The 22,903-nt window shown below is 60.3% G+C and carries 23 protein-coding genes; 3 read left to right on the forward strand and 20 right to left on the reverse strand.

Features of this window, described 5'->3' with window-relative positions; translation table 11 throughout:
• Positions 1-3 precede the first annotated feature (3 nt).
• The 9 genes from H6B15_RS10980 to H6B15_RS11015 form a co-directional block, all read right to left on the reverse strand.
• The gene (locus tag H6B15_RS10980; protein WP_087233731.1) at positions 4-1,089 is read right to left on the reverse strand and encodes a DNA cytosine methyltransferase; all 1,086 of its coding nucleotides are present in this window, start codon (positions 1,087-1,089) and stop codon (positions 4-6) included.
• Positions 1,076-1,432 carry a hypothetical protein gene (locus tag H6B15_RS10985; RefSeq protein ID WP_036744842.1) on the reverse strand — a complete coding sequence of 119 codons (357 nt, stop codon included), beginning with the start codon at positions 1,430-1,432 and terminating at the stop codon, positions 1,076-1,078. The genes H6B15_RS10980 and H6B15_RS10985 overlap by 14 nt, the downstream gene beginning before the upstream one ends.
• A 307-nt stretch (positions 1,433-1,739) precedes the next feature.
• On the reverse strand, positions 1,740-3,119 hold the full coding sequence (locus tag H6B15_RS10990) for a ParB/RepB/Spo0J family partition protein (protein WP_204648015.1): 1,380 nt from the start codon (positions 3,117-3,119) through the stop codon (positions 1,740-1,742).
• A 408-nt stretch (positions 3,120-3,527) separates the two neighbouring features.
• Positions 3,528-3,893 (reverse strand): hypothetical protein, encoded by a 366-nt coding sequence (locus tag H6B15_RS15540; RefSeq protein ID WP_243424386.1) that lies wholly within the window; start codon positions 3,891-3,893, stop codon positions 3,528-3,530.
• Positions 3,894-3,896: 3 nt separating this feature from the next.
• Positions 3,897-4,451: a nucleoside hydrolase gene (locus H6B15_RS15545; RefSeq protein ID WP_243424387.1), complete on the reverse strand. Its 555-nt coding sequence runs from the start codon at positions 4,449-4,451 to the stop codon at positions 3,897-3,899.
• 184 nt (positions 4,452-4,635) lie between these two features.
• The gene (locus H6B15_RS11000) at positions 4,636-5,856 is read right to left on the reverse strand and encodes a helix-turn-helix domain-containing protein (RefSeq protein WP_204648016.1); all 1,221 of its coding nucleotides are present in this window, start codon (positions 5,854-5,856) and stop codon (positions 4,636-4,638) included.
• 36 nt (positions 5,857-5,892) lie between these two features.
• Positions 5,893-6,057 carry a hypothetical protein gene (locus H6B15_RS11005; RefSeq protein WP_204648017.1) on the reverse strand — a complete coding sequence of 55 codons (165 nt, stop codon included), beginning with the start codon at positions 6,055-6,057 and terminating at the stop codon, positions 5,893-5,895.
• Between the two features lie 28 nt (positions 6,058-6,085).
• The gene (locus H6B15_RS11010; RefSeq protein ID WP_204648018.1) at positions 6,086-6,487 is read right to left on the reverse strand and encodes a TM2 domain-containing protein; all 402 of its coding nucleotides are present in this window, start codon (positions 6,485-6,487) and stop codon (positions 6,086-6,088) included.
• A 90-nt stretch (positions 6,488-6,577) separates the two neighbouring features.
• The gene (locus H6B15_RS11015) at positions 6,578-8,107 is read right to left on the reverse strand and encodes an MFS transporter (protein WP_243424388.1); all 1,530 of its coding nucleotides are present in this window, start codon (positions 8,105-8,107) and stop codon (positions 6,578-6,580) included.
• 397 nt (positions 8,108-8,504) lie between these two features.
• On the opposite strand from H6B15_RS11015, the gene uidA reads away from it, so the two are divergent.
• From uidA to H6B15_RS11030, 3 genes are all read left to right on the forward strand, one after another.
• Positions 8,505-10,325, forward strand: a complete 1,821-nt coding sequence (uidA, locus tag H6B15_RS11020) for a beta-glucuronidase (RefSeq protein WP_204648019.1) — start codon at positions 8,505-8,507, stop codon at positions 10,323-10,325.
• A gap of 77 nt (positions 10,326-10,402) precedes the next feature.
• Positions 10,403-12,655, forward strand: coding sequence for a glycoside hydrolase family 3 protein (locus H6B15_RS11025; protein WP_204648020.1), 2,253 nt, complete (start codon positions 10,403-10,405; stop codon positions 12,653-12,655).
• Positions 12,656-12,707: 52 nt separating this feature from the next.
• Complete coding sequence (locus tag H6B15_RS11030) at positions 12,708-14,222, forward strand: beta-glucuronidase (protein ID WP_204648021.1); 1,515 nt, start codon at positions 12,708-12,710, stop codon at positions 14,220-14,222.
• 64 nt (positions 14,223-14,286) lie between these two features.
• Here H6B15_RS11030 and H6B15_RS11035 read toward each other — a convergent pair whose 3' ends face one another.
• The 11 genes from H6B15_RS11035 to H6B15_RS11085 all read right to left on the reverse strand — a co-directional run bounded on the left by H6B15_RS11035 (position 14,287) and on the right by H6B15_RS11085 (position 22,824).
• Positions 14,287-14,721 (reverse strand): RrF2 family transcriptional regulator, encoded by a 435-nt coding sequence (locus H6B15_RS11035; RefSeq protein WP_204648022.1) that lies wholly within the window; start codon positions 14,719-14,721, stop codon positions 14,287-14,289.
• Between the two features lie 91 nt (positions 14,722-14,812).
• Positions 14,813-15,244: a Fe-S cluster assembly scaffold protein NifU gene (nifU, locus tag H6B15_RS11040; RefSeq protein WP_204648023.1), complete on the reverse strand. Its 432-nt coding sequence runs from the start codon at positions 15,242-15,244 to the stop codon at positions 14,813-14,815.
• A 13-nt stretch (positions 15,245-15,257) separates the two neighbouring features.
• Positions 15,258-16,448: a cysteine desulfurase NifS gene (gene nifS / locus H6B15_RS11045; RefSeq protein WP_204648024.1), complete on the reverse strand. Its 1,191-nt coding sequence runs from the start codon at positions 16,446-16,448 to the stop codon at positions 15,258-15,260.
• Between the two features lie 18 nt (positions 16,449-16,466).
• Complete coding sequence (cysK, locus tag H6B15_RS11050; protein ID WP_204648025.1) at positions 16,467-17,399, reverse strand: cysteine synthase A; 933 nt, start codon at positions 17,397-17,399, stop codon at positions 16,467-16,469.
• A gap of 4 nt (positions 17,400-17,403) precedes the next feature.
• A complete protein-coding gene (locus H6B15_RS11055) occupies positions 17,404-18,693 on the reverse strand; it encodes an O-acetylhomoserine aminocarboxypropyltransferase/cysteine synthase family protein (RefSeq protein ID WP_204648026.1) in 1,290 nt (429 codons plus the stop codon).
• A gap of 250 nt (positions 18,694-18,943) precedes the next feature.
• Positions 18,944-19,765 (reverse strand): Cof-type HAD-IIB family hydrolase, encoded by an 822-nt coding sequence (locus H6B15_RS11060; RefSeq protein WP_204648027.1) that lies wholly within the window; start codon positions 19,763-19,765, stop codon positions 18,944-18,946.
• A 6-nt stretch (positions 19,766-19,771) separates the two neighbouring features.
• The gene (locus H6B15_RS11065; RefSeq protein ID WP_204648028.1) at positions 19,772-20,062 is read right to left on the reverse strand and encodes a hypothetical protein; all 291 of its coding nucleotides are present in this window, start codon (positions 20,060-20,062) and stop codon (positions 19,772-19,774) included.
• A gap of 112 nt (positions 20,063-20,174) precedes the next feature.
• Complete coding sequence (locus H6B15_RS11070) at positions 20,175-21,002, reverse strand: PTS system mannose/fructose/sorbose family transporter subunit IID (RefSeq protein ID WP_204648029.1); 828 nt, start codon at positions 21,000-21,002, stop codon at positions 20,175-20,177.
• A 2-nt stretch (positions 21,003-21,004) separates the two neighbouring features.
• Positions 21,005-21,850 carry a PTS mannose/fructose/sorbose/N-acetylgalactosamine transporter subunit IIC gene (locus tag H6B15_RS11075; RefSeq protein ID WP_204648030.1) on the reverse strand — a complete coding sequence of 282 codons (846 nt, stop codon included), beginning with the start codon at positions 21,848-21,850 and terminating at the stop codon, positions 21,005-21,007.
• Between the two features lie 23 nt (positions 21,851-21,873).
• Positions 21,874-22,365, reverse strand: a complete 492-nt coding sequence (locus H6B15_RS11080) for a PTS system mannose/fructose/N-acetylgalactosamine-transporter subunit IIB (protein WP_204648031.1) — start codon at positions 22,363-22,365, stop codon at positions 21,874-21,876.
• A gap of 33 nt (positions 22,366-22,398) precedes the next feature.
• Positions 22,399-22,824, reverse strand: coding sequence for a PTS sugar transporter subunit IIA (locus H6B15_RS11085; protein ID WP_204648032.1), 426 nt, complete (start codon positions 22,822-22,824; stop codon positions 22,399-22,401).
• Between the last annotated feature and the right edge of the window lie 79 nt (positions 22,825-22,903).

Here is a 22,903-nt window from a genome sequence, read left to right on the forward strand (position 1 = left end):
GGCTCAATCCTCCTTTCCGTCCCTGTCTGCCAGCACTTCATAAATCCCGGCCATGATGTAATCGGCGCAAGGGAGAGCAATCGCATTTCCCAGCGCCTTGTAGCGTTGCAGAGGCCGGATTTCCTCGCCGTCCGCCCCGTACTTTGTCCAGCCCTCCGGCAGCCCCATCAGCCGCTCACTTTCCGTTTCCGTCAAGAAGCGGATACAGCCGCCGTCCGGGTCGCCCTCGTACCAAAAGGCGAAGGGCGTCACGTCGCTGGCTAAAAGAGTGGGAAAAGGGTCAGTTGGTAATCCGAAGCTGTTTCGGAAGGCGGTTTCTTCCTGCCTTTTTGCCGCTCCCCGCATACGGAAGCATTGAAAGGGGTGGATGACTGGTATTTGCCGCCCTGTTTCAAAAGAAGATGTTCGATCTCCTTCGGCGGCGGTCCGCCCGCCCTCTCGGCAAGGCGGAGGAAGTGGGAGCATTGGACGGGGCTTAAATAGTATGTCGGCGGCACGTTTGCCTCTAAAATCCGCCACGATGAAAATTCGCTGCCTTCGCGCCAGCCTTCGGGAGCCTGCCCAATACTGGGCGTCCATGAGCCGCCAGCACACATCAGGCGTTCCCCCTCGCACCATTCCGGCGTTTCCCCATCTTCCAGAAGGAGGCATTGGAACTTCGGTGTCCGAGAAGGCGGATAGGACGGCTCTAAAATCCATCCGGTCATTTGTAGAAAACGCTCCCATGACGTTTTCCCAAACAGCGATAGCTGGATATAGGTTATCAGTGGCATCCCTCATTTCCTGTATGATACGAAACGCCTGATAAAACAGGCTGGATTTTGCCCCGGCAAGGCCGGAGCGGTTGCCGATCAGAGAAAGGTTCTGACAGGGAGAGCCGAAGGTTATCACATGGACAGGCGGGATTTTTCCGCCGTCCACCTTCGTAATGTCCCCCAAGTGCGCCATATCGGGAAAGTGCCTTTTGGTTATGGAGATCGGCGCTTTTTCAATCTCGCTGGCCCACACCGGACGAATACCGCAGCGGGAGGCCGCCAGAGGGAAAACGCCTATCCCGTCAAAAAGGCTCCCCAGCTTAATGTCCGGCATGACCCGGGCCGCCGTGCCCCTTCACGGCAAGAACCCCGTCCAGCGTAGTAGCCGCGATACCCAGCCGCCCGGCAACCGCAATATCGTTTTTCACATCCTCGTCCACCGCACCGCCGCAGACGATCAGGGTATGAGAGCGCCGCAGCATATCCCGGCGCATATCAATCCCGGCCTTATGTTCCTCGGGAACGCTGTCATTCAAGAACAGCGGAAGATACAAAAGCGGGCAGATGGGGGAAAAGCCCGCCTCATAGGCAAGACGGCAGTAGTGGGCCGCCAGCTCCATATCAATATCCGGCTCACCGCTCCATGCGGCGGTCAGATAGGCCAAAGGTCGTTTCATTGGTTCAACCTCCATTTCTTTCTGATTTGCGGAAAGCAAGGTTTCGCCCAACCCCTCCGCCCCTTCCCCCGGGAAGGGGGACGGCTCTGGAGAATTTATATCCCCGTCGCTTGTCCGGGAAAAAGCATAACCGGGAGAAATCCGTCAAGGGTGCCTCTGGCACCGCCTGCGGCGGCGTTGCCCTTGACTGATTTTCCCGGCTATGCTACGGAATAACTGGCGACGGGGAATAATTTATATCTCCAGAGCTTCGGGGCGCGGGGCAGCGCCCCGCAATCCTCGGGCCATCTTGACCCGAAGTTTCGGCTTACTTTTCCGGCTCGGTTTTCTTCTCCGGCTTTTCGTGTTCCTTCTGCTGGCCCTTCCAGTCGTCCAGCAGCTTGATGATCTGGTCCTTCATTTCCCTCGGCGTGGTTTCCTTGCCGAAGTATTTGCTCAGTTCCGCACCCGTCAGAATCACTTTGTCTACCTCCTTTTTGTCCTCCATCATAATGCCGTCGATCACATCCCCGTTGAGCAGCTTCTTTTCGTCCAGCTCCCGCATACGCTTTGCCTGCGCCTGCGAAGGCGATGACTGCTGGCTGTCGATGGCGACGGCGATATAGTTCTGGTTCTTCTTGCCAATGTAGGAAAGCTCCACCGCCGTAGTGAAGCCCAGCTTTTTTTCGTCCATCAGCTTCATCAGGTCGGGGACCAGCTCATTCAGCCGGATATACCGCTGCACCTGCTTGACGGCCATCTTGTTCCGCTCGGCCACGATCTCGTTGGAGCGTTTGCCTGCGTCCTTCGGGTCAATCTGGCCCGAAGTGCGGGAGCCCTGGTGCTTGATAGCCTCAAGCTGCATTTTCAGAGCTTTGGCCCGCTCGCTGGGGAGGATTTCTTCGCGCTGGTTCAGATTGTCCTCCACCATCTGCGTGATGGCTTCATCGTCCGTCAGGTTGCGGACGATACAGGGCATATCCGCATATCCGGCAAGCTCGCTGGCCTTCTGGCGGCGGTGGCCGGACACGATCTCATAGCCGCCATCCTCACGGGGACGGACGATAGCGGGCTGGGTAACGCCCTTGTCCTTGACGCTGGACACCATAGCCCGCATTTCTTCATCGTCCCGGACCTCAAAGGGATGGTTTTTGAAGGCGTGGAGCTCGTTCAGCTTGATATATACGATCTGTTCCTCGCCACGGCGGGGAGCCTCCTTCGGCCCCTCGGGTTCCTTCGGAGCGGGAGCAGCCTGCACCGTAGGAGCCGCTTTTTTCTCCGGTTTCTCTTTGGGGGGCTTTTCCGGCTTTTTCTGTGCGGGGGCTTTGGGCTTCGGAGCGGCGGCCTTGTCCTTATCCGCTTTCGGAGGACGGCCCCGGCGCTTCGGCTGCTCGGGTTCTTTGGGCTTTTCCTGTTTTCCTTCGGCCTTTTTCGGAGCCTCTGGCTGCTTTTCCGGTTTCTCCGTTTTTGCCGGGGCAGGCTTTTCCCCGCCGGAAGCTGCCGCCCGTTCCTCGGCTTTCTTTCCTTTCATAATTTCAGCGAAGTCATAGACGGACACCTGCGGACTCTTTGCCTGCTGTTCCGTCTTTTTTTCGTCCTCCGGGGGAGTAGGCGTTTTCTCCGGCTCGGGCGGAGTTTCCTTGCCCGGCCCGGTATCTGTTACCGTCTGCTCCGGCATTTTCGTGGTTTTATCATCTGCCATAAGCATTTACCTCCTGTTTTTGGGCGTAAAAAAAGGGCTCAACTTTTCAGTCAAGCCCCCGTGGGAAGTTCCTCCTTTCTCCGCCAAGATACAAAAATACCGCCCGTAGTCTCGTTTGGGCGGTACTTTGTGTAAGATTGGCAGTCCATTATTAAGTTTTTTATTATGTTCCCTTTGTACACCGTTGCAAACTTTTTATGTCATCCATTGACAAGAACCTCCTGTGCTTTTTGCTTGGTTGCCAGACCAGCTTTATTTTAGCACAGGAGGTTCTTTCTCTTCACTAAAGTATTTTTTATCCACCCCCAGTTGAACTGGGGGATTTTATCATGCCTATTCGGCGCCATGGAAAGGGATTCTGCCCGAGGATTGACCCCGGGCAGAATCCCTTTGTCTATCCGGCTTGCACCCGGATTATACCGTATGGTGTTTTTGGGCAAACAGGGCCAGTTTGGCATACAGGTCCTCCAGAATCAACCGGCTGTCGATACGGCGGTACACCCGGATCGGGCGGTCGGTACCCAGGGGCACATAGGTACTGTCGGAGGTGATCAGCGGCGCCGGCACCCAGTCAAAATCAAAGCGGTGCTCAAACAGCAGCAATCCCACAGCCGGATTGTCCCCCAGAATCCAGGTTTCCCCCGTCCGGTATGGATTTTTGCGCACAATATCCTCCCGGCTGTGCTCTTCCAGTTGGTCGCACAGGTAGGCACCGATCTTGCCGCAGGGCCGCACGCGGTACTCCAGTTCCGCCAGCGAAACCGTCATCGTTTCGTACACATTCTAGGGAACCTGCCACAGCTCGATGGGGCTGGAAAACACCACCCGTGCCGAGATACGATCATTGTCCAGATTGAACTCCGCACTGCCCGTTGGGTACTTTCCCCCACCGATCCAGATGGCTTTCAGTCTTCCGGCAATCCGCGGTTCCATCAGATAGGCCGAGGCCAGGTCGGTGAGCGGGCCAAGAAAAAGGATATACAGCGGACGGGAATCCTCCTTCATGGCTTCCCGTACAATGAGCCGGGCCCCTTCGGAATCCACCGGCACGCTTCTGTCGGACATGGCATGGACAGCGCCGCGGTACAGCACTCCCTCGGAAGGCAGATCCATCTTTTCAAAAATCGTTTCCAGTTCGCGGTAACTTTGCTCCATGGAATCGGGCACACGGTCGGTGCCGAAATGGGCTGCAATAAAGCCCACATTTTCAAAGCGGGGACTCAGGATTGCCTGTACGACGGCAAACGGGTCATCCGCTTCGTTCTTGGCGTCGGTATCAGTGATGACCCGCACCATCTTTTCCTGTGTGACGGAAAAATGGTAGTTGCTGTAGTTCATCCTGCGTATTCATCCTTTCCGTTATGTATCTCAGCGGGACGGGGTTGCTTTCATCCTAGAGCAGCCCGCCCTTTCTGTCAAGGCACAACAGCAAAAGCCCGCCCCGTTCTGACACACGGGGACGGGCTTTTGCCGTTGGGAAGAAAGACGGGAGAGTAAGCTGTGCAGATGTTCGGCCGCCCGCTTATCCCTCGCCGGGTTTGCCGGCATGGGTGCGGCGGTATTGAGTGGGGGTCTGCCCCATGGACTTTTTGAACAGTTTGGTAAAGTAGTTCACATCCAGAATGCCCACCCGCTCCGCCACCGTCGCCACACTCATTTTGGTGGAGCTCATCAGGTGGGCGGCGCGTTTGATGCGCTGGGTGTTGATGTAATCGATGAGGGTGGTGCCGGTTTCCCGCTTGAACAGGTTGGACAGGTAGCTGGGACTGATGTAGCACATGCCCGCCAGGGATTTGAGGGACAACTCGGTGCTCAGGTTCAGGTTGATGTGGTTGATGACCTTCTGCACCAGCGGGGAATACTGCTTGACCGAGTACTGGCGCACATAGGCGCAGTATTCCCGGATCATCTGTCCGATCAGGCCGTCGCGGTCATTCACCGACATGTTCTCGATAATAGAGGCATACCGGGAGGAAATTTCGTCGATGTAATAGGGATGCACCATGCCGCTTTCCATGGATTTGCGCAGCAGGGTGTTCATGATGGTCATCATGATCTTGGTCTGGTAGGGCGTTTTGGTAAACCGGCCCTTGAAGTGGAACCGCCCCAGCAGGGAAAGTCCTTCCAGCGCCGCTTCGGTATCCCCGCGGCCAACGGCGTCCAGCAGTTTGTGCTCAGCGGCATAGCGCTGTTCCAGCATGCTGGCCGGCAGATCCTGCTCAAAGGCGGGCTCGGTGAAATAGCGGGTATCCGGGCTGAAATTCAGGGGCAGATATTCCCGCATCTCCTTGACCTGAAATTCTTCTTCGGGAAACGCCATGGAAACCAGGGTGGTGATGGTGGAGATAAGTTCGGTGCCTTCCACCACACGAACCCCGTTATAGTATTCCTGTACCGCTTCGGAAGCCGCTTTGCCCATATACCGCTCCACATAGTGGATCTGGTCCGGGGTCCGCTTGCCCACCGTCCAGGGACCGATCAGGCAGATCTGGCCTTCCACATCGGGCATGTGGAACAACGCATAATGCAGCTCAAAGACGTCCTCGGCAAAAATCAGCGCATTGTCGGGGAAATCCTCCACCAAGGACCGGCCGAAGGCCTGCCAGTCAAACACCGGGTCCAGGGCCCGGCGCAAACCGTAGTCAAAGGTTTCCAGGCCGTCGAATGGCGCCTTGGCCACCGTGACCTGAATGTTGCGTGCGGCCATCATTTTCCGGATGAGCTGCATAAGATCAACCTGCATGAGATCCCTCCTTGGCCGCCGGTGTTCCGGGGCTGGTCAGTCCTTTTTCCTGTTTTGGCTCTTGTCTGTGCCGGAGCGGCGGCGCCCCCAATGGTTCATCAGCGGCGGCAGCACCAACGCCAGCACAATCAGTACCAGTACAATTTCCCATCCCGGGAACTGGTGGCCGGTATTGAACAAGACGGAAAAGATTTTTTCCATAGATTTGCCTGTCCTTCCATGCAGAGGGTCACAGATACAGGATACCCTTTTCGTCGGTCTTCATGGGAACCACCACCATCACATCAATGAGGGTCATGGCAAAGGAAAACCCGGTCCAGCAGGTGAGCAGATACACCACCGCGGTGATCCACTGTTTGGCATAAAACCGGTGGGCACCGAACATGCCCAGCAGGCACAGCCACAGATAGGTCTTTTTGCGCACCGGCTGTTTCACCCGGCGTTCCCGGTATCGGAACGCACCGTCCACCAACCGCCACAGAGGGTTGTGGTGGGTGTCGGTTTCCACGCCGTGAGCTTCCCGCAGATGGGCAAGCTGGTCCTCGGCCACCGCAAAATCCGTGATGGACGGGGCGGTATCCGCCGCGGCGCCGGCGGTGCAGGGCTTTTCGCAACGGTTTTTCTTGCTCAATGGTAACACCTCATGGTTCTGTTAAAAAGCGGGCCCTGCACCCAAGGCGCAGGGCCGCGGGGAGTATGCGAATGTCAACGGGTCATGAAATCAGGCATTGCCTTCGGCCATGGCCTTTTCCTTGATGGCCACGATCTCGTTCTGCAGTTCGGCCATCTTTTCCTTGCTCAAGGGATAGAACTTCATGGCGATGAGGTTGCAGATTAGGCCCAGGATCAGGATGCCGTAGGCCAGGAAGGCCACGCCCAAGCGCAGCTGCGGGGTAACAATGTCGCCCATGACGGGGTTGTGATCGGTGAAGCCGCAGGCCGCAAAGACCAGGCCGGCGATCAGGGGAGCCAGAGAAGAGATGATCTTATCCACAAAGCTGAACAGGGTGCCCATCAGGCCGGGAACGTAACGGCCGGTGCGGTAGACTTCGTAGTCGGCGCAGTCGGCGGTCATGGGGATGACGATGTTGCCGGAGATGCCCTGGAAGCCGCCCTGGAAGATGCTCAGGACGATGTGCAGGATCAGGAAGTAACCCCAGTGCAGTGCACCGGTCTGGGGGTCGGAAGTCATGGTGGTGGGGTCGCCGAAGAGCCACAGGGCACCCAGGGCCAGGTTGACCACGATGCCGCCGCCGATGGAGCCGATGACCATGCCTTTTTTCTGGCCCAGACGGGTGGCCAGCAGCGAGATGGCCAGGAAGGTGGCAATGCAGGTGGGGATGGTGGTCAGGGCGGTGACGCTGCCCTGCAGCACGGTGGAACCGGCGATGCAGGCGAACATGGCCACACCCACGGCGCCGGTCTTGGCGGAGGAGGCCAGCTTATCGGTGGAGGCGGAGAGGACCAGCATCTGGATGGCGCGGTTGTTCTTCAGGGTATCCCAGTAATCCTTCAGGCCGACCTTGATGACCTGGCCGGTGCCGAAGAACTCGCTGCGGTCCTTGGGCGCAATGGCGATGACCGCCAGAATGGTGCAGATGCCGGAAGAAATGGCGGTGAACAGCCACAGGGTGTGGAAGAACTGGGTGGAGGTGTATCCGCCCACACTGTCCAGGCTGGCGGCCAGGTTGGCGGCAACCACAGCCAGACCGGCGAACAGGATTACATTATACACCGCGTCAAAGGAGGCAAACAAGGGGCGCTGCTTGGGATCGTTGGTCAGGCAGCTCTGGGCGCTCTTGGTGACCACGCACTGGCAGGTGTAGCCCAGATAGTAGATGCAGGTGATGACGATGAAGAAGATGAACCGGGCCGCGCCGTGCAGCTGGTGGGTCACATGGAACATGATGAAGCTGGTGATGGCCAGGATCACGTTGCCGATGATCATGAAGGGGCGGTTTTTACCGAAACGGCCGTTGGTCTTGTCCACCATGTAGCCCACGAAGGGGTCGGTGACGCCGTCCCAGATACGCATGACCATGGAGAAGCTGGAGGCCACCACCATGCCCACGCCGACAAAGCCCATCAGGTAGTAGCTGAGGTACATCATCATGAACATGTACAGGTTGGTGGCGGTGTTGTTCAGCGCAAAGCAGCCGATCCGCCACAGGGGAACGCGGTGAATGCCGTTTGTCTCGTAGTCCTTATCATAGAACTTATCGGGGAGGGAGCGCATTTTTCTATTCGCCATTATGATTTCTCCTTACCTTTATCTGTGTTGTTTGCGGGTGATTTATCTGCCGGAACGCGTCTGCCGCTACACGCCCGGCACCACTTGTATTTTTTATGGCGGATTTATTCCCCTGCCGGTGAGTAAATTTTAATGCTCCTTCCGCCATATTTTACGGTTTTCACATTTTTTTGAGTTTTCAAAATAAGTTTCGTGCGCAAAGACAAACAGTTTCTGTTTTCCGGCGGCACCAAAACGGGAGCGTTTCCTGTCAAGAATCGGGGGATATTCCGGTTTTACAGAAAAATTCTACTAACATCTGCCTCCCGCTTTATGGCATAATGAAAGTACCGAAAGCGTCGGGTTCTGCCGTTCCGACCAAGACACCACGATTCAAAATACCAGGAGGTACTGTCCTATGGAAAACTCTTTGCTGTATCCCGTTTCCTCCGCAACCCGCCGGGTAGTCAGCCTGGACGGCATGTGGAAATTCCAGTTTGACCCCGAAAGCACCGGTCTCGCTTCGGACTGGGCCAACGGCCTGCCCGATCCCGTCCTGATGCCGGTTCCCTCCTCCTTCTGTGACCTGTTCACCGACAAGGACAGCCGGGAATACTGCGGCGATTTCTGGTACGAAACCGACTTCTTCGTGCCCGGCGAATGGAACGGCTGCGATGTGGCCATCCGTTTCGGCTCCGCCACCCACCGCGCCCGGGTGTTCGTCAACGGGGTGGAAGTCACCAGCCATGAAGGCGGGTTCCTTCCTTTTAACGCGGATGTGGCCGAAATCGTGCGCTACAACCAGTACAACAAGCTGGCCGTGCTGCTGAACAACGAGCTCAACGAGTACATGCTGCCCGCCGGCAAGACCTCGGTTCTGTCCAACGGCAAGAAGGTGGCTGCCCCCTACTTTGACTTCTACAACTACGCCGGCCTGCAGCGCCCAGTAAAGCTGCTCTGCCTGCCCAAGGAGCAGGTCATGGACTTCACGGTGAACCACCGCCTGTGCGGCGCCGACGCCGAAGTGGATTACACCGTCAAGACCAACGGCGACCACGACTGCACCGTGGAAGTGTACGACGCCGACCACAACAAGGTGGCCGAAGCCACCGGCAAGACCGGCACCCTGCACATTGCCAACGCCCATCTGTGGAATGTGCATGCTTCCTACCTGTACACCTTTTTGGTGCGCATTGTTGACGGCAGCGCCGTGGTGGACGAATACTTTGAAAAGATCGGTGTGCGCACCTTTGAAATCAAGGACGGACACTTCCTGCTCAACGGCAAGCCGGTGTATCTGCGGGGCTTCGGCAAACACGAGGATGCCGACCTGCGCGGCCGCGGCCTGGACCTGGTCACCGTCAAGCGGGACTATGAGTGCATGAAGTGGATCGGTGCCAACTGCTTCCGCACCAGCCACTATCCTTATGCCGAAGAACTGTACCAGATGGCCGACGAGGAAGGCTTTTTGATCATTGACGAAGTGCCCGCCGTGGGCTTCATGGAAAGCACCATGAACTTCCTGGCTGCCAACCAGGGCAACCACAAACCGGTGGGCTTCTTTGAGAAGGACACCACCCCTCAGTTGCTGGAAAACCACAAGCAGGCCCTGACCGAGATGATCACCCGGGACAAGAACCACGCCTCGGTCATTGCGTGGAGCATCCTGAACGAGCCTCAGTGCACCAGCGAGGGCACCGAAGCCTACTTCAAGCCGCTGTTTGACCTGGCCCACGAGCTGGATGTGCAGAAGCGCCCCCGCACCTACGCCATCGTGATGATGAGCCTGCCCAACACCAGCAAAGGCCAGCAGTTTGCCGATTTCATCAGCCTGAACCGGTACTACGGCTGGTATGTCATGGGCGGCTACGGCATGGTGGATGCGGAAGCGGCTTTCCGCAAGGAGATGGACGGCTGGGCCCAGGTGCTCAATGGCCGGCCCATGATCTTTACCGAGTACGGCGCCGACACCCTGCCCACCGAACACAAACTGCCCAGCGTGATGTGGAGTCAGGAATACCAGAACGAATATCTGGACATGAACCACCGTGTGTTCGACAGCTACGACTTTGTGCAGGGCGAACTGGTGTGGAACTTTGCCGACTTCCAGACCACCGAGGGCATCATGCGTGCCAACGGCAACAAGAAGGGCATCTTCACCCGCCAGCGCCAGCCCAAGGACGCGGCCTTCCACTTCCGCGCCCGCTGGACCTCCCTGCCCCTGGACTACAAGGGCTGATTTCTTCCCCGGCGGGGAAACTTTCCCGCCGGGGTTTTGATGTTTGCCCACTTTTCCAACGAAAGGATGATCCCAACATGGCCGAAAAAGCCTCCCGCCGGTTCCGCCGCATCCGAAACCCAGACGGCGCTGTCCTCAGCACCGTCAGCCGCGCTCTGCTGAGCCAGGACGGGCTGACCTTCAAGGATATTGACGGCAGCGGCACCGTCAGCGTGGTCAACGACTGGCGCCGCCCCGCTGCCGAGCGCGCGGCCGCCTATGTCAAACAGCTCACCGTGCCGGAAAAGATTGCCCAGCTGTTTGTGGCTGACTGGCGCATGGCCAAGTATCCGGCCGCCGGCCCCCACGCCCCCAGGATTGAAAACCCCATCCATGACGAGACGGGAATTCTGGACGAGACCGAGTGCGACACCGAAAGCATCTTCGGCAAGCAGCACATCATCGGCACCACCCAGATGCTGAAAGAAAACTTTTACCGCCACGTGATCCTGCGCGCCAACGCCACCCCCACCGACCTGGCCGACTGGATCAACCAGGTCAACGCAGTGTGCGAAGAGTGCGGTCACTTTATCCCCATGTCGGCCACCTCCAATTCCCGCAACGAGAACGGCGAGGTGGTGTTCGGCATGAACGACGCCTTCGGCGTGCTGGCCACCTGGCCCGGCACCCTGGGCATTGCCGCCGCCGTGAAGGGCACCGGCCGCATCGACATCATCGACAAGTTTGCGGACACGGTGCGCCGGGAATGGAACGCCTGCGGCATGCGCAAAGGCTACATGTACATGGCCGATACCGTCACCGATCCCCGGTGGCAGCGCACCTACGGCACATTCGGTGAGGACCCCCGGCTGATCAGCGAGATCATGCGTCATCTGGTGCCCGGCATCCAGGGCAAGGCCCACGGCGTGGCCAAGGACGGCGTAGCCGTGACCACCAAGCACTTTCCCGGCGGCGGCGCCCGGGAAAACGGCTTTGACCCCCACTATGCCGCCGGGCAGTGGAACGTTTACGCCACCCCGGGTAGCCTGGAGACCTATCACCTGCCCCCCTTCCAGGCGGCGGTGGACTGCGGCACCTCCTCCATCATGCCCTACTACTCCAAGCCGGCGGCGGACAAGAGCGCCCCGCAGAAAGACCCGGCAGGCAACCTCATTGACCTGAAACCCTACGGCTTTGCCTACAACAAGTATTTCATCGACACCATCCTGCGCAGGCAGATGGGCTTTACCGGCTACATCAACTCGGATTCCGGCATCACCCGCAACATGGCCTGGGGTGTGGAGATGCTGGACGCCGCCGAGCGGGTGGGCTTTGCGGTGAACCATGCCGGGGTGGACATCATCAGCGGCATCTTTGACACCGACGCCGCCCGGGAAGCCTATGACCGGGCCCGCAATGGCTACTATGACACCCATCCCGTGCCGGAAGGTTTCACCCCCGACCAGCTGGTGCTCACCGACGAAGCGCTGGACCGTGCGGTGAGCCGCACCCTCACCGAGATGTTTGAGCTGGGCATGGTGGATGATCCCTTCCGGGACCCCGATGAGGCCGAAGCCATGGTGGCCCGCAAAGAAGACTGGGCGGAAGCCGCCCGGGTGCACCGGGAAAGTGTGGTGCTGCTGAAAAACGACGGCACCCTGCCCCTGACCGACGACAAGCTGGCGGGCAAGACGGTGTATGCCGAAGCCTTCCACAAAGACCCGCGGCTGTCCGAGCAGTCCACCGCCAGACTGCGGGAACTGCTGGACGGCCTGACCCTGACCGACGATCCCGCTCAGGCGGACATTGCCCTGCTGTTCGTGACACCCCAGTCTGGCGCCTACTTCAACGCCACCCCGGGGTATCTGGAACTGGACCTGTGCGAGGGCAAGACGGTGCACAATGTGGACGAGGCGGGCCGTCCCGCCCCCGAAACCCACGAGGAGACCACCGTCACCGGCATGGGCCGCCTTGCCGAGATTGCCGCGGCGGTGCACGCCCGGGGCGGCAAGGTCATCGGCAATCTGAACATCACCCTGGCCTGGGAGCCCGGCAACCTGGAATCCCTGTGCGACGCCCTGACCGCCGGGTTTGACACCTACCCCGACGCCACTCTGGACGTGATGCGCGGCCGGTTTGCCCCGGTGGGCAAGCTGCCCCTGACCATGCCCCGGGGCGACGCAGTGCTGGCCGTCAACGCCGAGGGCGTGTGCATCAGCCCCAACGACGTGCCCGGCTACGACAAGGACCGGTACATGCCCGATGCCCTGAAGGACGAAAACGGCAAGGCCTATGCCTACCGGGACGCCGCCGGGAACTATTACGAGTATGGATTCGGCCTTTCCTATTAACCTAACAGGATAAACAATATTTTATTATACAAATCGTAAAGGAGATTGTATCATGGCAGAGTTCCTTAAACTTTCGCCCGAAAGCCTGCGCCAGCTGCGCACGGTGGATGAACGGCTGGTTTCCTACAACGTGGAGATGACCGAGGTCACCGGCGGCACCTTCTGGAAAGCCTACACCCCCGAGGAGATTGCGGGCACCAAGCCCTTCCAGGGACCGGTGGGCTCTTTGGCCAACCACACCGCCATGGCTGCGCTGATGCAGTTCTATCCCCCCATCGACCTCAAGAACGAAAAGCTGCGCAAGCTGGCCAAGGACATCGGCCCCGCCTGGGTGCGGGTATCCGGCACCTGGTCCACCAAGACCTACTACGACTTTGACGGCAAGGCGGGCGGCAAGGCCCCCGAAGGCTACCAGAGCGTTCTGACCAAGGAACAATGGCTGGGCGTGCTGGATTTCTGCCGGGATATCGGCGCCAAGCTGATGATCTCGGTGGCCAACTGCGCCGGTCTGCACAGTGCCCACGAGCCCTGGAATCCCAGCCAGGCCGAGCAGATTTTTGCCCTGAGCAAGGAATACGGTGTGCCCATCAACGCCGCCGAGTTCATGAACGAGCCCAACATGCTGACCATGAGCGGCGCCCCCGAAGGCTACACCGCCGCCGACTTTGTGCGGGACCAGGATCTGTTCAACCGCTGGGTGCATGAGAACTACCCCGACTGCCTGACGGTGGGCCCCTGCAGCACCGTGGGCATTGTGGGCGAGGACGGCGACAACGCCCTGGGCGGCGGCATCGCCGACGTGATGGTGTCGGTTTCCACCGACGATCTGATGAACGGCTCCACCGAACCCATGGAAGTGTACAGTTACCATTATTACAACGGCGTGTCCGAACGGCTGCAGTCCATCATGCCCAAGGCCCACTGGTCTCCCGAAAAGGCCCACACCGAGGAGTATCTGGCGGTGGCGCCGGGCATGGCTAAGGCCAACGCCCCCCTGCGTGACAAGTATGTGCCCGGCGGCCAGATGTGGGTCACCGAGTCCGGCGATGCGGGCGGCGGCGGCGATACCTGGGCTTCCACCTATCTGGATGTGCTGCGCACCCTCAACGAGCTGGGCGGATTTTCCGCCGTTACCGACGGCATCATCTTCCACAACACCCTGGCTTCCAGCGATTACGGCTATCTGAAGCCGGAAGTCTTTGACCCCCGTCCCAACTTCTTTGCGGTGGTGCTGTGGAACCGGCTGATGGGCACCACCGTCTTTGACGCCGCCGAGCCCATCCGGGAAGGCGCCCACGTGTACGCCCATTCCCGCCGGGACGGCAAGCCCGGCAAGGCTTATCTGGTGATCAACAATTCCATGACCGAGACCACCGAGGTGGAGCTGCCCGGCAAGGTGCAGGTCTACCAGCTCACCGCCGAAACGCCCCGGGCTTCGGTGATGCAGTGCAACGGCGTGCCCCTGGTGCTGGGTGAGGGCTATGCCCTGCCCGCCATGGACCCCGTGACCGCCGAAGGCCGCGTACAGCTGCCGCCCATGAGCTGCACCTTTATCATCACCGACTGATACCGGCATAAAAACAAAGCGGACAAGCAAATGCTTGTCCGCTCTGTTGCTTTGTATGGTCGGCTTACAGGTCCGGGCAGGGGGCGTCGGGGTCTTCCTTCCGCATCAGGTCCGCCAGGGTAACCGTGCTCAGATAGTCGTTGATGAGCTTGTCCAGGTTGCGCCACAAAGGCAGGGTGCGGCATTCGGCGGCACGCTGGCAGGGCGCTGCGCCGCATTCCAGGCAGGCCACAGGGGCCAGTGTTCCCTCGGTCAGCGTCAAAATCTCGCTGACGGGATAGTCCCGGGGCGGCCTGGTCAGGCGGTATCCCCCGCCCTTGCCCTGTACCCCCTCCACCAGGTGGGCGCCCACCAGCAGCCGGAGAATCTTTTCCATATACTTTAAGGAAATTTCCTGCCGTTCCGCCACCGATTTCATGGCTATATACCGTCCGTTACCGTGCTCGGCCAGGTCGATCATGACCCGCAGGGCGTAACGGCCCCTTGTGGATATCATCATACTGCTTCACTCCCGGGTCCATCATAGCACAGATTCCGGCCCGGCATCAAGCGGCATTCATTCCTGAAACCCGCTTTGCGCCCTGCCTTCTTCATCCGGCGCAGTGGTCACAATGCTCACAGTCCGGGAAGCGGCTGCGGTCGTAGGGGATGCCGTTCTTGTCGTAATAATCCTGGACTGCCTTCTTGATGGCCTCCTCCGCCAGCACCGAGCAGTGAATCTTGTGACCGGGCAGGCCGTCCAGGGCTTCGGTCACCGCCTTGTTGGTCAGGGTCAGGGCCTCGTCCAGGGTCTTGCCCTTGATCAGCTCGGTGGCCATGGAGCTGGACGCGATGGCGCTGCCGCAGCCGAAGGTCTCGAACTTGACGTCGGTGATCCGGTCATCGTCGATCTTCAGATAAATCTTCATGATGTCGCCACAGACCGGATTGCCCACCTCCCCCACACCGTCGGCGTTTTCCAACACGCCCACGTTTCGGGGATGGCGGAAATGATCCATAACTTTTTCGCTGTACAATGCCATTGTATTACACCTCTTATTCTGCAAACACGTGGGGGCGCTTTCCGGTGACCAGGTCCCGCCAGAAGGGGGAGATGCTCCGCAGATAGGTCACCACCTCGGTAACCGCCCCGATGATGGAATCCATGTCCGCCTCTGTGAGGGAGGCGTCCAGGCTGAGCCGCAGCGAACCGTGGGCCACCTCGTGGGGGCGGCCGATGGCCAGCAGCACGTGGCTGGGGTCCAGGGACCCGCTGGTGCAGGCCGAGCCGGAGGAGGCACAGACCCCTTTATCGTCCAGCAACAGCAGCAGGGATTCCCCCTCGATGCCCTCAAAGCAGAAGCTCACGTTGCCGGGCAGACGGTGGGTGCGGTCGCCGTTGACCTCGCTGTAGGGGATCTTGTCCAGCCCGTCCATGAGCTTTTCCCGCAGGCGGAGCAGCCTGGCGTTGCTTTCTTTCATGTGGGCGCAAGCTTCCTCCAGCGCCGCCGCCATGCCCATGATGGCGGGAACATTCTCGGTGCCCGCGCGCTTGCGCCGTTCCTGGGCGCCGCCGCGGATCAGGGGTTCCAGCACCACACCCCGCCGGGCGTACAGGGCGCCGATGCCCTTGGGCCCGTGGAACTTGTGGGCGGAGAGGGAGAGCATGTCGATGTTCTCCTTCTCCACGTCGATGGGCAGATGTCCCACCGTCTGCACCGCGTCGGTGTGGAAGAGGACGCCCTTTTCCCGGCAGACGGCCCCGATTTCGGCGATGGGCTGGATGGTGCCGATCTCGTTGTTGGCGTACATGACGGTGACCAGGCAGGTATCCTCCCGGATGGCTTCGGCCACCTGGTCGGGGGTCACCAGGCCGTCGGCGTGCACATCCAGCAGGGTGACTTCATAGCCCTGGCTCTTCAGCTTGTCCAGGGTGTGCAGCACGGCGTGGTGTTCAAAGGCCGTGGAAACAATGTGCTTCTTGCCCTTGCGTGCTCCCAGGGCGGCGGCGGTCAGGATAGCCTGGTTGTCCGCCTCGCTGCCGCCGGACGTGAAGGTGATCTCCCGGGGATCGGCGTGCAGGCAGGCCGCAATGCGGCTGCGGGCGTCCTCCAGCGCTTCCTTGGCCTGCTGGCCGAAGGCGTACAGGCTGGAAGGGTTGCCGTAGGCTTCTTCCATATAGGGCAGCATGGCTTGGATGGCCGCCTTGCTCATCCTGGTGGTGGCGGCATTATCTGCGTAAATCATATCAGAACTCCTTGGTTCTTACTCCGCAAACAGCGGGGTGGAAAGGTAACGGTCGCCGGTGTCCGGCAGCAGGACCACAATGGTCTTGCCCTTGTTCTCGGGGCGCTGGGCCAGGGTCACGGCGGCCCGGACGGCGGCGCCGGAGGAAATGCCCACCAGCACCCCCTCCTGCCGGCCGACCCGTCGGCCGTAGTCGAAGGCGTCTTCGTTGGACACGGTGATCACCTCATCGTAAACATGAGTGTTCAGGTTGTCCGGCACAAACCCCGCGCCGATGCCCTGAATCTTGTGGGGGCCGGGGTTGCCGCCGGAAAGCACCGGGGAGGATTCCGGCTCCACCGCCACCACCCGCACGGCGGGGTTGCGGCTCTTGAGGTACTCGCCCACACCGGTGATGGTGCCGCCGGTGCCCACACCGGCCACAAAGATGTCCACCTGACCGTCGGTGTCCGCCCAGATTTCCGGGCCGGTGGTGGCCCGGTGCACGGCGGGGTTGGCCGGGTTGGCGAACTGGCCGGGCAGGAAGCTGTCCGGAATCTCCCTGGCCAGCTCCTCCGCCCTGGCAATGGCGCCCTTCATTCCCTTGGCGCCCTCGGTGAGAACCAGCTCAGCACCGTAGGCCTTCATCAGCTGGCGGCGCTCCACGCTCATGGTGTCGGGCATGACCAGAATCAGCCGGTAGCCCCGGGCAGCAGCCACCGAGGCCAGTCCGATGCCGGTGTTGCCGGAGGTGGGTTCGATGATCACCGAACCGGGGTGCAGCAGCCCCCGCTCCTCCGCGTCCCGGATCATGGCCAGGGCAATGCGGTCCTTCACCGAGCCGGCGGGGTTGAAATATTCCAGCTTGGCCAGAATCCGGGCTTTCAGATGTTCGGACTGTTCCAGATGGGTCAGTTCCAGCAGGGGGGTCTTGCCGATGAGCTGATCGGCGGAAGTGTAAATCTTAGCCATGATATTATGCCTCCTTAGCATGCTGGAACGCCTGTTCCAGGTCTGCGATGATGTCGTCAATATGTTCGGTGCCGATGGACAGGCGGATGGTGTTCTGGTAGATACCCACATCCGCCAGTTCGGCGTCGGCGAGCTGGCTGTGGGTGGTGGAAGCCGGGTGGATCACCAGACTTTTCACGTCCGCCACGTTGGCCAGCAAAGAGAAAATCTGCAAGCTGTCGATGAAGCGGAATGCCTCTTCCCTGCCGCCCTTGATGCGGAAGGTGAAGATGGACGCCCCGCCGTGGGGAAAGTATTTTTGGTACAGTGCGTGGTCCGGGTGGTCGGGCAGCGAGGGGTGGCTCACCTGCTCCACCTGGGGATGGGCGGCCAGATACCGCACCACCTTCTGGGTGTTCTCCACATGGCGTTCCAGGCGCAGGCTCAGGGTCTCGGTGCCCTGGAGCAGCAGGAAGGCCGCAAAGGGACTGATGCAGGCACCCTGGTCCCGCAGCAGGACCGCCCGGATGTAGGTGACAAAGGCAGCCTTGCCGGCGGCTTGGGTGAACCGGACCCCGTGGTAGCTGGGGTTGGCAGCACTCAGCCAGGGATACCGTTCCCCGGCCGCCCAGTCGAAGGTGCCGCCGTCCACGATGACGCCGCCCAGGGTGGTGCCGTGGCCGCCGATGAACTTGGTGGCCGAGTGAACCACAATGTCGGCGCCGTGTTCCAGCGGGCGGATCAGGTAGGGGGTGCCGAAGGTGTTGTCGATGACCAGGGGCAGGCCGTGGCGGTGGGCCAGCGCCGCCACCGCGTCAATGTCGGGGATATCGCTGTTGGGATTGCCCAGCGTTTCGATGTAGATGGCCTTGGTATTGGGCCGGATGGCCGCTTCCACGGCGGCCAGGTCGTGAATGTCCACAAAGCTGGCCTGGATGCCGTACAGCGGCAGGGTGTGGGCCAGCAGGTTGCTGGTGCCGCCGTAGATGGTTTTCTGGGCCACAATGTGCTCCCCCTGCCGGGCCAGGGCCTGGAGGGTGTAGGTGATGGCCGCCGCGCCGGAAGCCACCGCCAGGGCGGCCACGCCCCCTTCCAGGGCGGCGATGCGCCGCTCAAACACATCCTGGGTGGAGTTGGTCAGGCGGCCGTAGATGTTGCCGCCCTCCGCCAGGCTGAAGCGGTCCGCCACCTGCCGGCAGTCGGCAAACACATAGGAGGTGGTGGCGTAGATGGGCACGGCCCGGGCGTCGGAGGCGGGGTCGGCCTGTTCCTGCCCCACATGGAGCTGGAGGGTTTCGAATTTATAGTCAGACATATTCTGCGTTCCTTTCTGTTCTTTTGTTTCAGCTACAGAACAGACAACACATTCGCCCGAAGCGGAAGTTCTTGCGCAGAAGCCGGAAAAAATTCTTTTGCATGGCCGCCTCCTTTTACCTACTGTTTTGGTATGGTATTGAGATCATACCACCTTTTACCTACCAAGTCAAGGGGTAAATAAAAAAAGAGACCATGCCTCTGGCATGATCTCTTTTTGCGGGAATGCTGTATGATGAAGGAGTGTTATTTTACGGTTTTGGGTCGGGGGAAAAACGCAGCCGGTTCAGGGCCACATACACCCCGTCCTGGTCGTTGGTGGAGGTGACGAAGTCCGCGGCCGCCTGCACGGCGGGGGCGGCGTTGCCCATGGCCACCCCCAGCCCGGCCAGGCGCAGCATGCCGGCGTCCACTTCCCCGTCCCCGCAGGCCACCGCCTGTGCGGCGGAGAGCTTGTAGTACTCCAATACGGCGGTCATGGCCCGTTCCTTGCACACGCCGGCGGCCACCACTTCCAGATAGGTGGGGTTGGAGCGCAGCACCGACAGTTCGGGGAACTGGGGCGTCAGGCGGCGCTGCAGATCGGTGACGGCCTTTTCAGGGCCGATACACAGCAGCTTGTGCACCTTGCCAAAGCGTTCGGCTCCAGTGCCCAGGGGGGCGGCCAGGGGATCGCAGCCGGTGATGGCCGCTTCCCGCCGGATGGCCGGATGGTTGGGGTCGGGGGTCAGCCAGGCATCGTACAGGTAGGCGCTGAGGGCCACCTGGGGCCAGCCTTCCAGCACGGCCTGCTCAAACCGGACGGCGGTTTGGGCAGGGATGCCGCTGTCATACAGGATGTGCTGGTCGGGCAGCACCGCCAGCGCACCGGCACAGCAGATGGCCGGGCCCTGAAAGCCCAGTTCCCCATAGATGGGGGCCAGGCCCTTGGGCGGCCGGGCGCTGGCCAGCACCACCGGTATGGATTTCCGGTTCAGGCGGCACAGCAGATCCCGGGTGGGCTCGGTCACCCGATGCCGGCTGTCCAGCAGGGTGCCATCCACATCCAGAAAGACGATGGAATAGTTTGCCATGGTTCTTCACCCCTTGGCGGGCGCATCGTCGGCCGGTTCCAGGGTGGCCAGGATGGCTTCCACATTTTTTTGGCCGCAGACGATGCTCAGGTGCACCAGCAGGGTCAGGACCATGCCGGCCACCCCCAGCACCGCACCCGCAATACCGGCGGCCAGCACATGGGCGGTAAAGCCCCAGGCAGCCAGTGCCATGAAGCAGGCGGAAAGCAGGAACAGCACCCGCCGCCAGCCGCTGATGGTGTGCAGGGCCTGTTTCTGGCGCTGCGCTTCGTTCAAAGCCTGTTGATTGGTGAGCATGGGTAAGACCTCCTTGGGGCGAACCATACAAAAGTGGAGCGGCCGGCCGGATGGCTCCGGGCCGGCCGCCCCTTTTTGAGAGATGACGGAATGTTTGTGTAAAGAAAGCCGCTCAGTAGCTCAGACCCGGATCGAAGAAGCCGACCAGGACGCCCACGAAAGCGATGACCACCAGCAGAAGCATGACCACGATGGGGCTCATCTTTTTCTTGCTCATGAGCCACCAGCACAGCAGCACGAACAGGGCGGACAGGATGTGGGGATAAACGGTATCCAGGGTGCTCTGCAGGTCAACGATGGTTTCGCCGTTGCTGCCCACCATCTTGAAGGCGGTGCTGATGGAAACCCAGCTGGCGGTGACGCCGCCGATGACCATGGTGCCGATCATGACGATGGCTTCACGGATGGCGTTGGCTTTTTCGCCCACCAGGAATTCCACGGCCTTGCCGCCCATCTCATAGCCCTTGAAGTAGAGCAGGCGCATGATGAGGAACATGCCGATGTTCCACACCAGGATGTAGAAGATGGCGCCCAGGGGAGAACCGCCGCCGGACAGGCTGAGGGCGATGCCCAGCAGGATGGGAATGACGGTGCCGACCACCAGGGAGTCGCCGATGCCGGCCAGGGGGCCCATCAGACCGGCGCGGATGCCGTTGATGGTCTCGCCGTCCACCGGCTCACCGTTGGCGCGGGCTTCCTCCATGCCGGCGGTGATGCCCACGACCACCGAGCCGACCTGAGGTTCGGTGTTGAAGAAGGCGGTGTAGGTCTGCATCTTTTCGGTCTGTTCTTCGTTGGTGTCATACAGGTCCTGCAGGATGGGCAGCATGGCCAGCATGTAACCGAAGGTCTGCATATGTTCCTGAGAGAAGCAGGTCAGATGGCCGTAGAACCAGTTCAGGAAGGACTTGTTCAATGCCTTTTTGGAAAGCTTTTTCATGATCAGATATCCTCCTCGTCATCATCGTCCCCGGGAGCAGCACCAACGGTCGCCGGGCGCATGGCAGCGCAGCTGATCTGGTACTTGATCAGGGCGAAGAAGCCGGCCACGATGGCGCAGCCGATCAGGTTCAGGCCCATGCAGCCGCACAGGGTAAAGCCAAAGAAGAAGGTCAGGAAGTCCTTCGGGCTGGTGACCACCTGCTTGAGCAGGATGGCAACGCCGACGGCCGGCAGCAGCGAACCGACGGTGAACAGGGTCTTCATGATGATGCCGTCCATGGGCAGGTAGCTCTGGATCAGCTGGACCATGTTGGAGCCGAAGTAGCAGATGATGAAGGTGGGGATGAAGGAGCACAGAATGTGGGAGATCCAGGGGAAGACCATATCCACCAGGTACAGGCTCTTCAGGTTGCCCTTTTCCACGTTGCGCCAGCCGATGTGCTGCCACACCAGGTTGACGGTGGCGGTGCCGTAGAACAGCACGGTGCCCAGGGTGCCCACGGTGGAAGCCAAGGTCACGGCCATGTCCTGGGCAGCGGAGGTGGCGGGGTCAAGCCCGGCAGCGCTGACGTACAGCATGGCCAGAGGGATGCCGATGTAGGAGATGGCGCGCACGTCCGCAGAGACCGTTCCGCCGGGGGTGACCAGCGCGATGTAGACCAGCTGCACCGCAGCACCCAGGAAAATACCCATGGGCACGTTGCCCAGGATCAGGCCAACGACCAGGCCGGCTACCAGCGGACGGCCCAGGGTGTAGTTACCGAAGGTCGTGCCGCCCATGCCCGGCATGGACGACAGGCAGGCGCACAGGCCCAGCAATGCCGCCTGAAATACATTGATCGTCATGGAAATTCCTCCTCAAGAAATGATTATTTGTAGCCAAACTGGCCGCGGAACTTCTTCCAGTTGCCGATGGCTGCTTCCTTGATGAGGGCAAACTCGATGTCGTACCCGGCAGCCATCAGCTTTTCAAAAGCGGCGGCTTCCTCGGGGGTGACGCTCTGGTTGTTGCCCAGCTTGATGGCCCCGGGGCGGTCGTTGCAGGGGCCGACGATGATGGTGTGGATGCCCGGGTCAAAGGGCTGGTCCAGCAGAACCTTGGCCATGTCCACCGGGTTCTTGGTGATCAGGAAATACTGATCCTTGCTGGCCACAACCTTGTCCTTCTTCTTCTGCCAGGCGTCCAGGGTCCAGACAAAGGTCTTCTTGTCGCAGGCGTTCTTGTAGGCGGCGGACAGGATGGAGTTGTTGGCCGCGGCGTCATTGACAGCCACCAGGCCGGTGCAGGGATATTCCAGCGCCCAACGGGTGCAGGTCTGGCCGTGAATCATGCGGTCGTCGATACGAATGAAGCTGATCATAGGGGATTTCCTCCTTCTTGAATGTAACTCTGTTCAGATATCGTCGTCGGATTCGGCATCGTCCGCCGCGGCAAAGGGGCGGATCTGCTCGGCGGCTTCGGCCTGGACGGCGGTGACCGCTTCGTCCAGGGTCATGTCCTCGGCTTCGCAGGCCGAGATGGCCATGGGCAGGTTCATGCCGCCGATGGCCCGGACCTTACCCAGGCCAAACTTGGCGTCCAGCTGCTCCATCAGGCCGGTCAGGGGCGAACCACCCATCAGGTCCGCCAGCACCAGGACTTCGTCCTCGGCGGTGATGGGGTCGATGACCTGGCGGATCTCGGCCTTGAAGTCATCCTGGCTCATGCCGTCGTGGAAGGGAATGTCCAGCACATCGTCGCGCTCCCCTTCCAGCATGTTGAGCGCCGTGTGCAGTCCGGGGGCGAACTCGCCGTGGGCTACCAGCAAAAGATACCGCATTTTCTCATCTCTCCTTTTGTTTTTTGCCTTGCGGTGGCTTTCTTTTGTTGTCTTTATTGTAAGAAATAACGCCCCCGCA

The sequence above is a fragment of the Gemmiger formicilis genome, assembly GCF_016900095.1.
Taxonomy (GTDB): domain Bacteria; phylum Bacillota; class Clostridia; order Oscillospirales; family Ruminococcaceae; genus Gemmiger; species Gemmiger formicilis_A.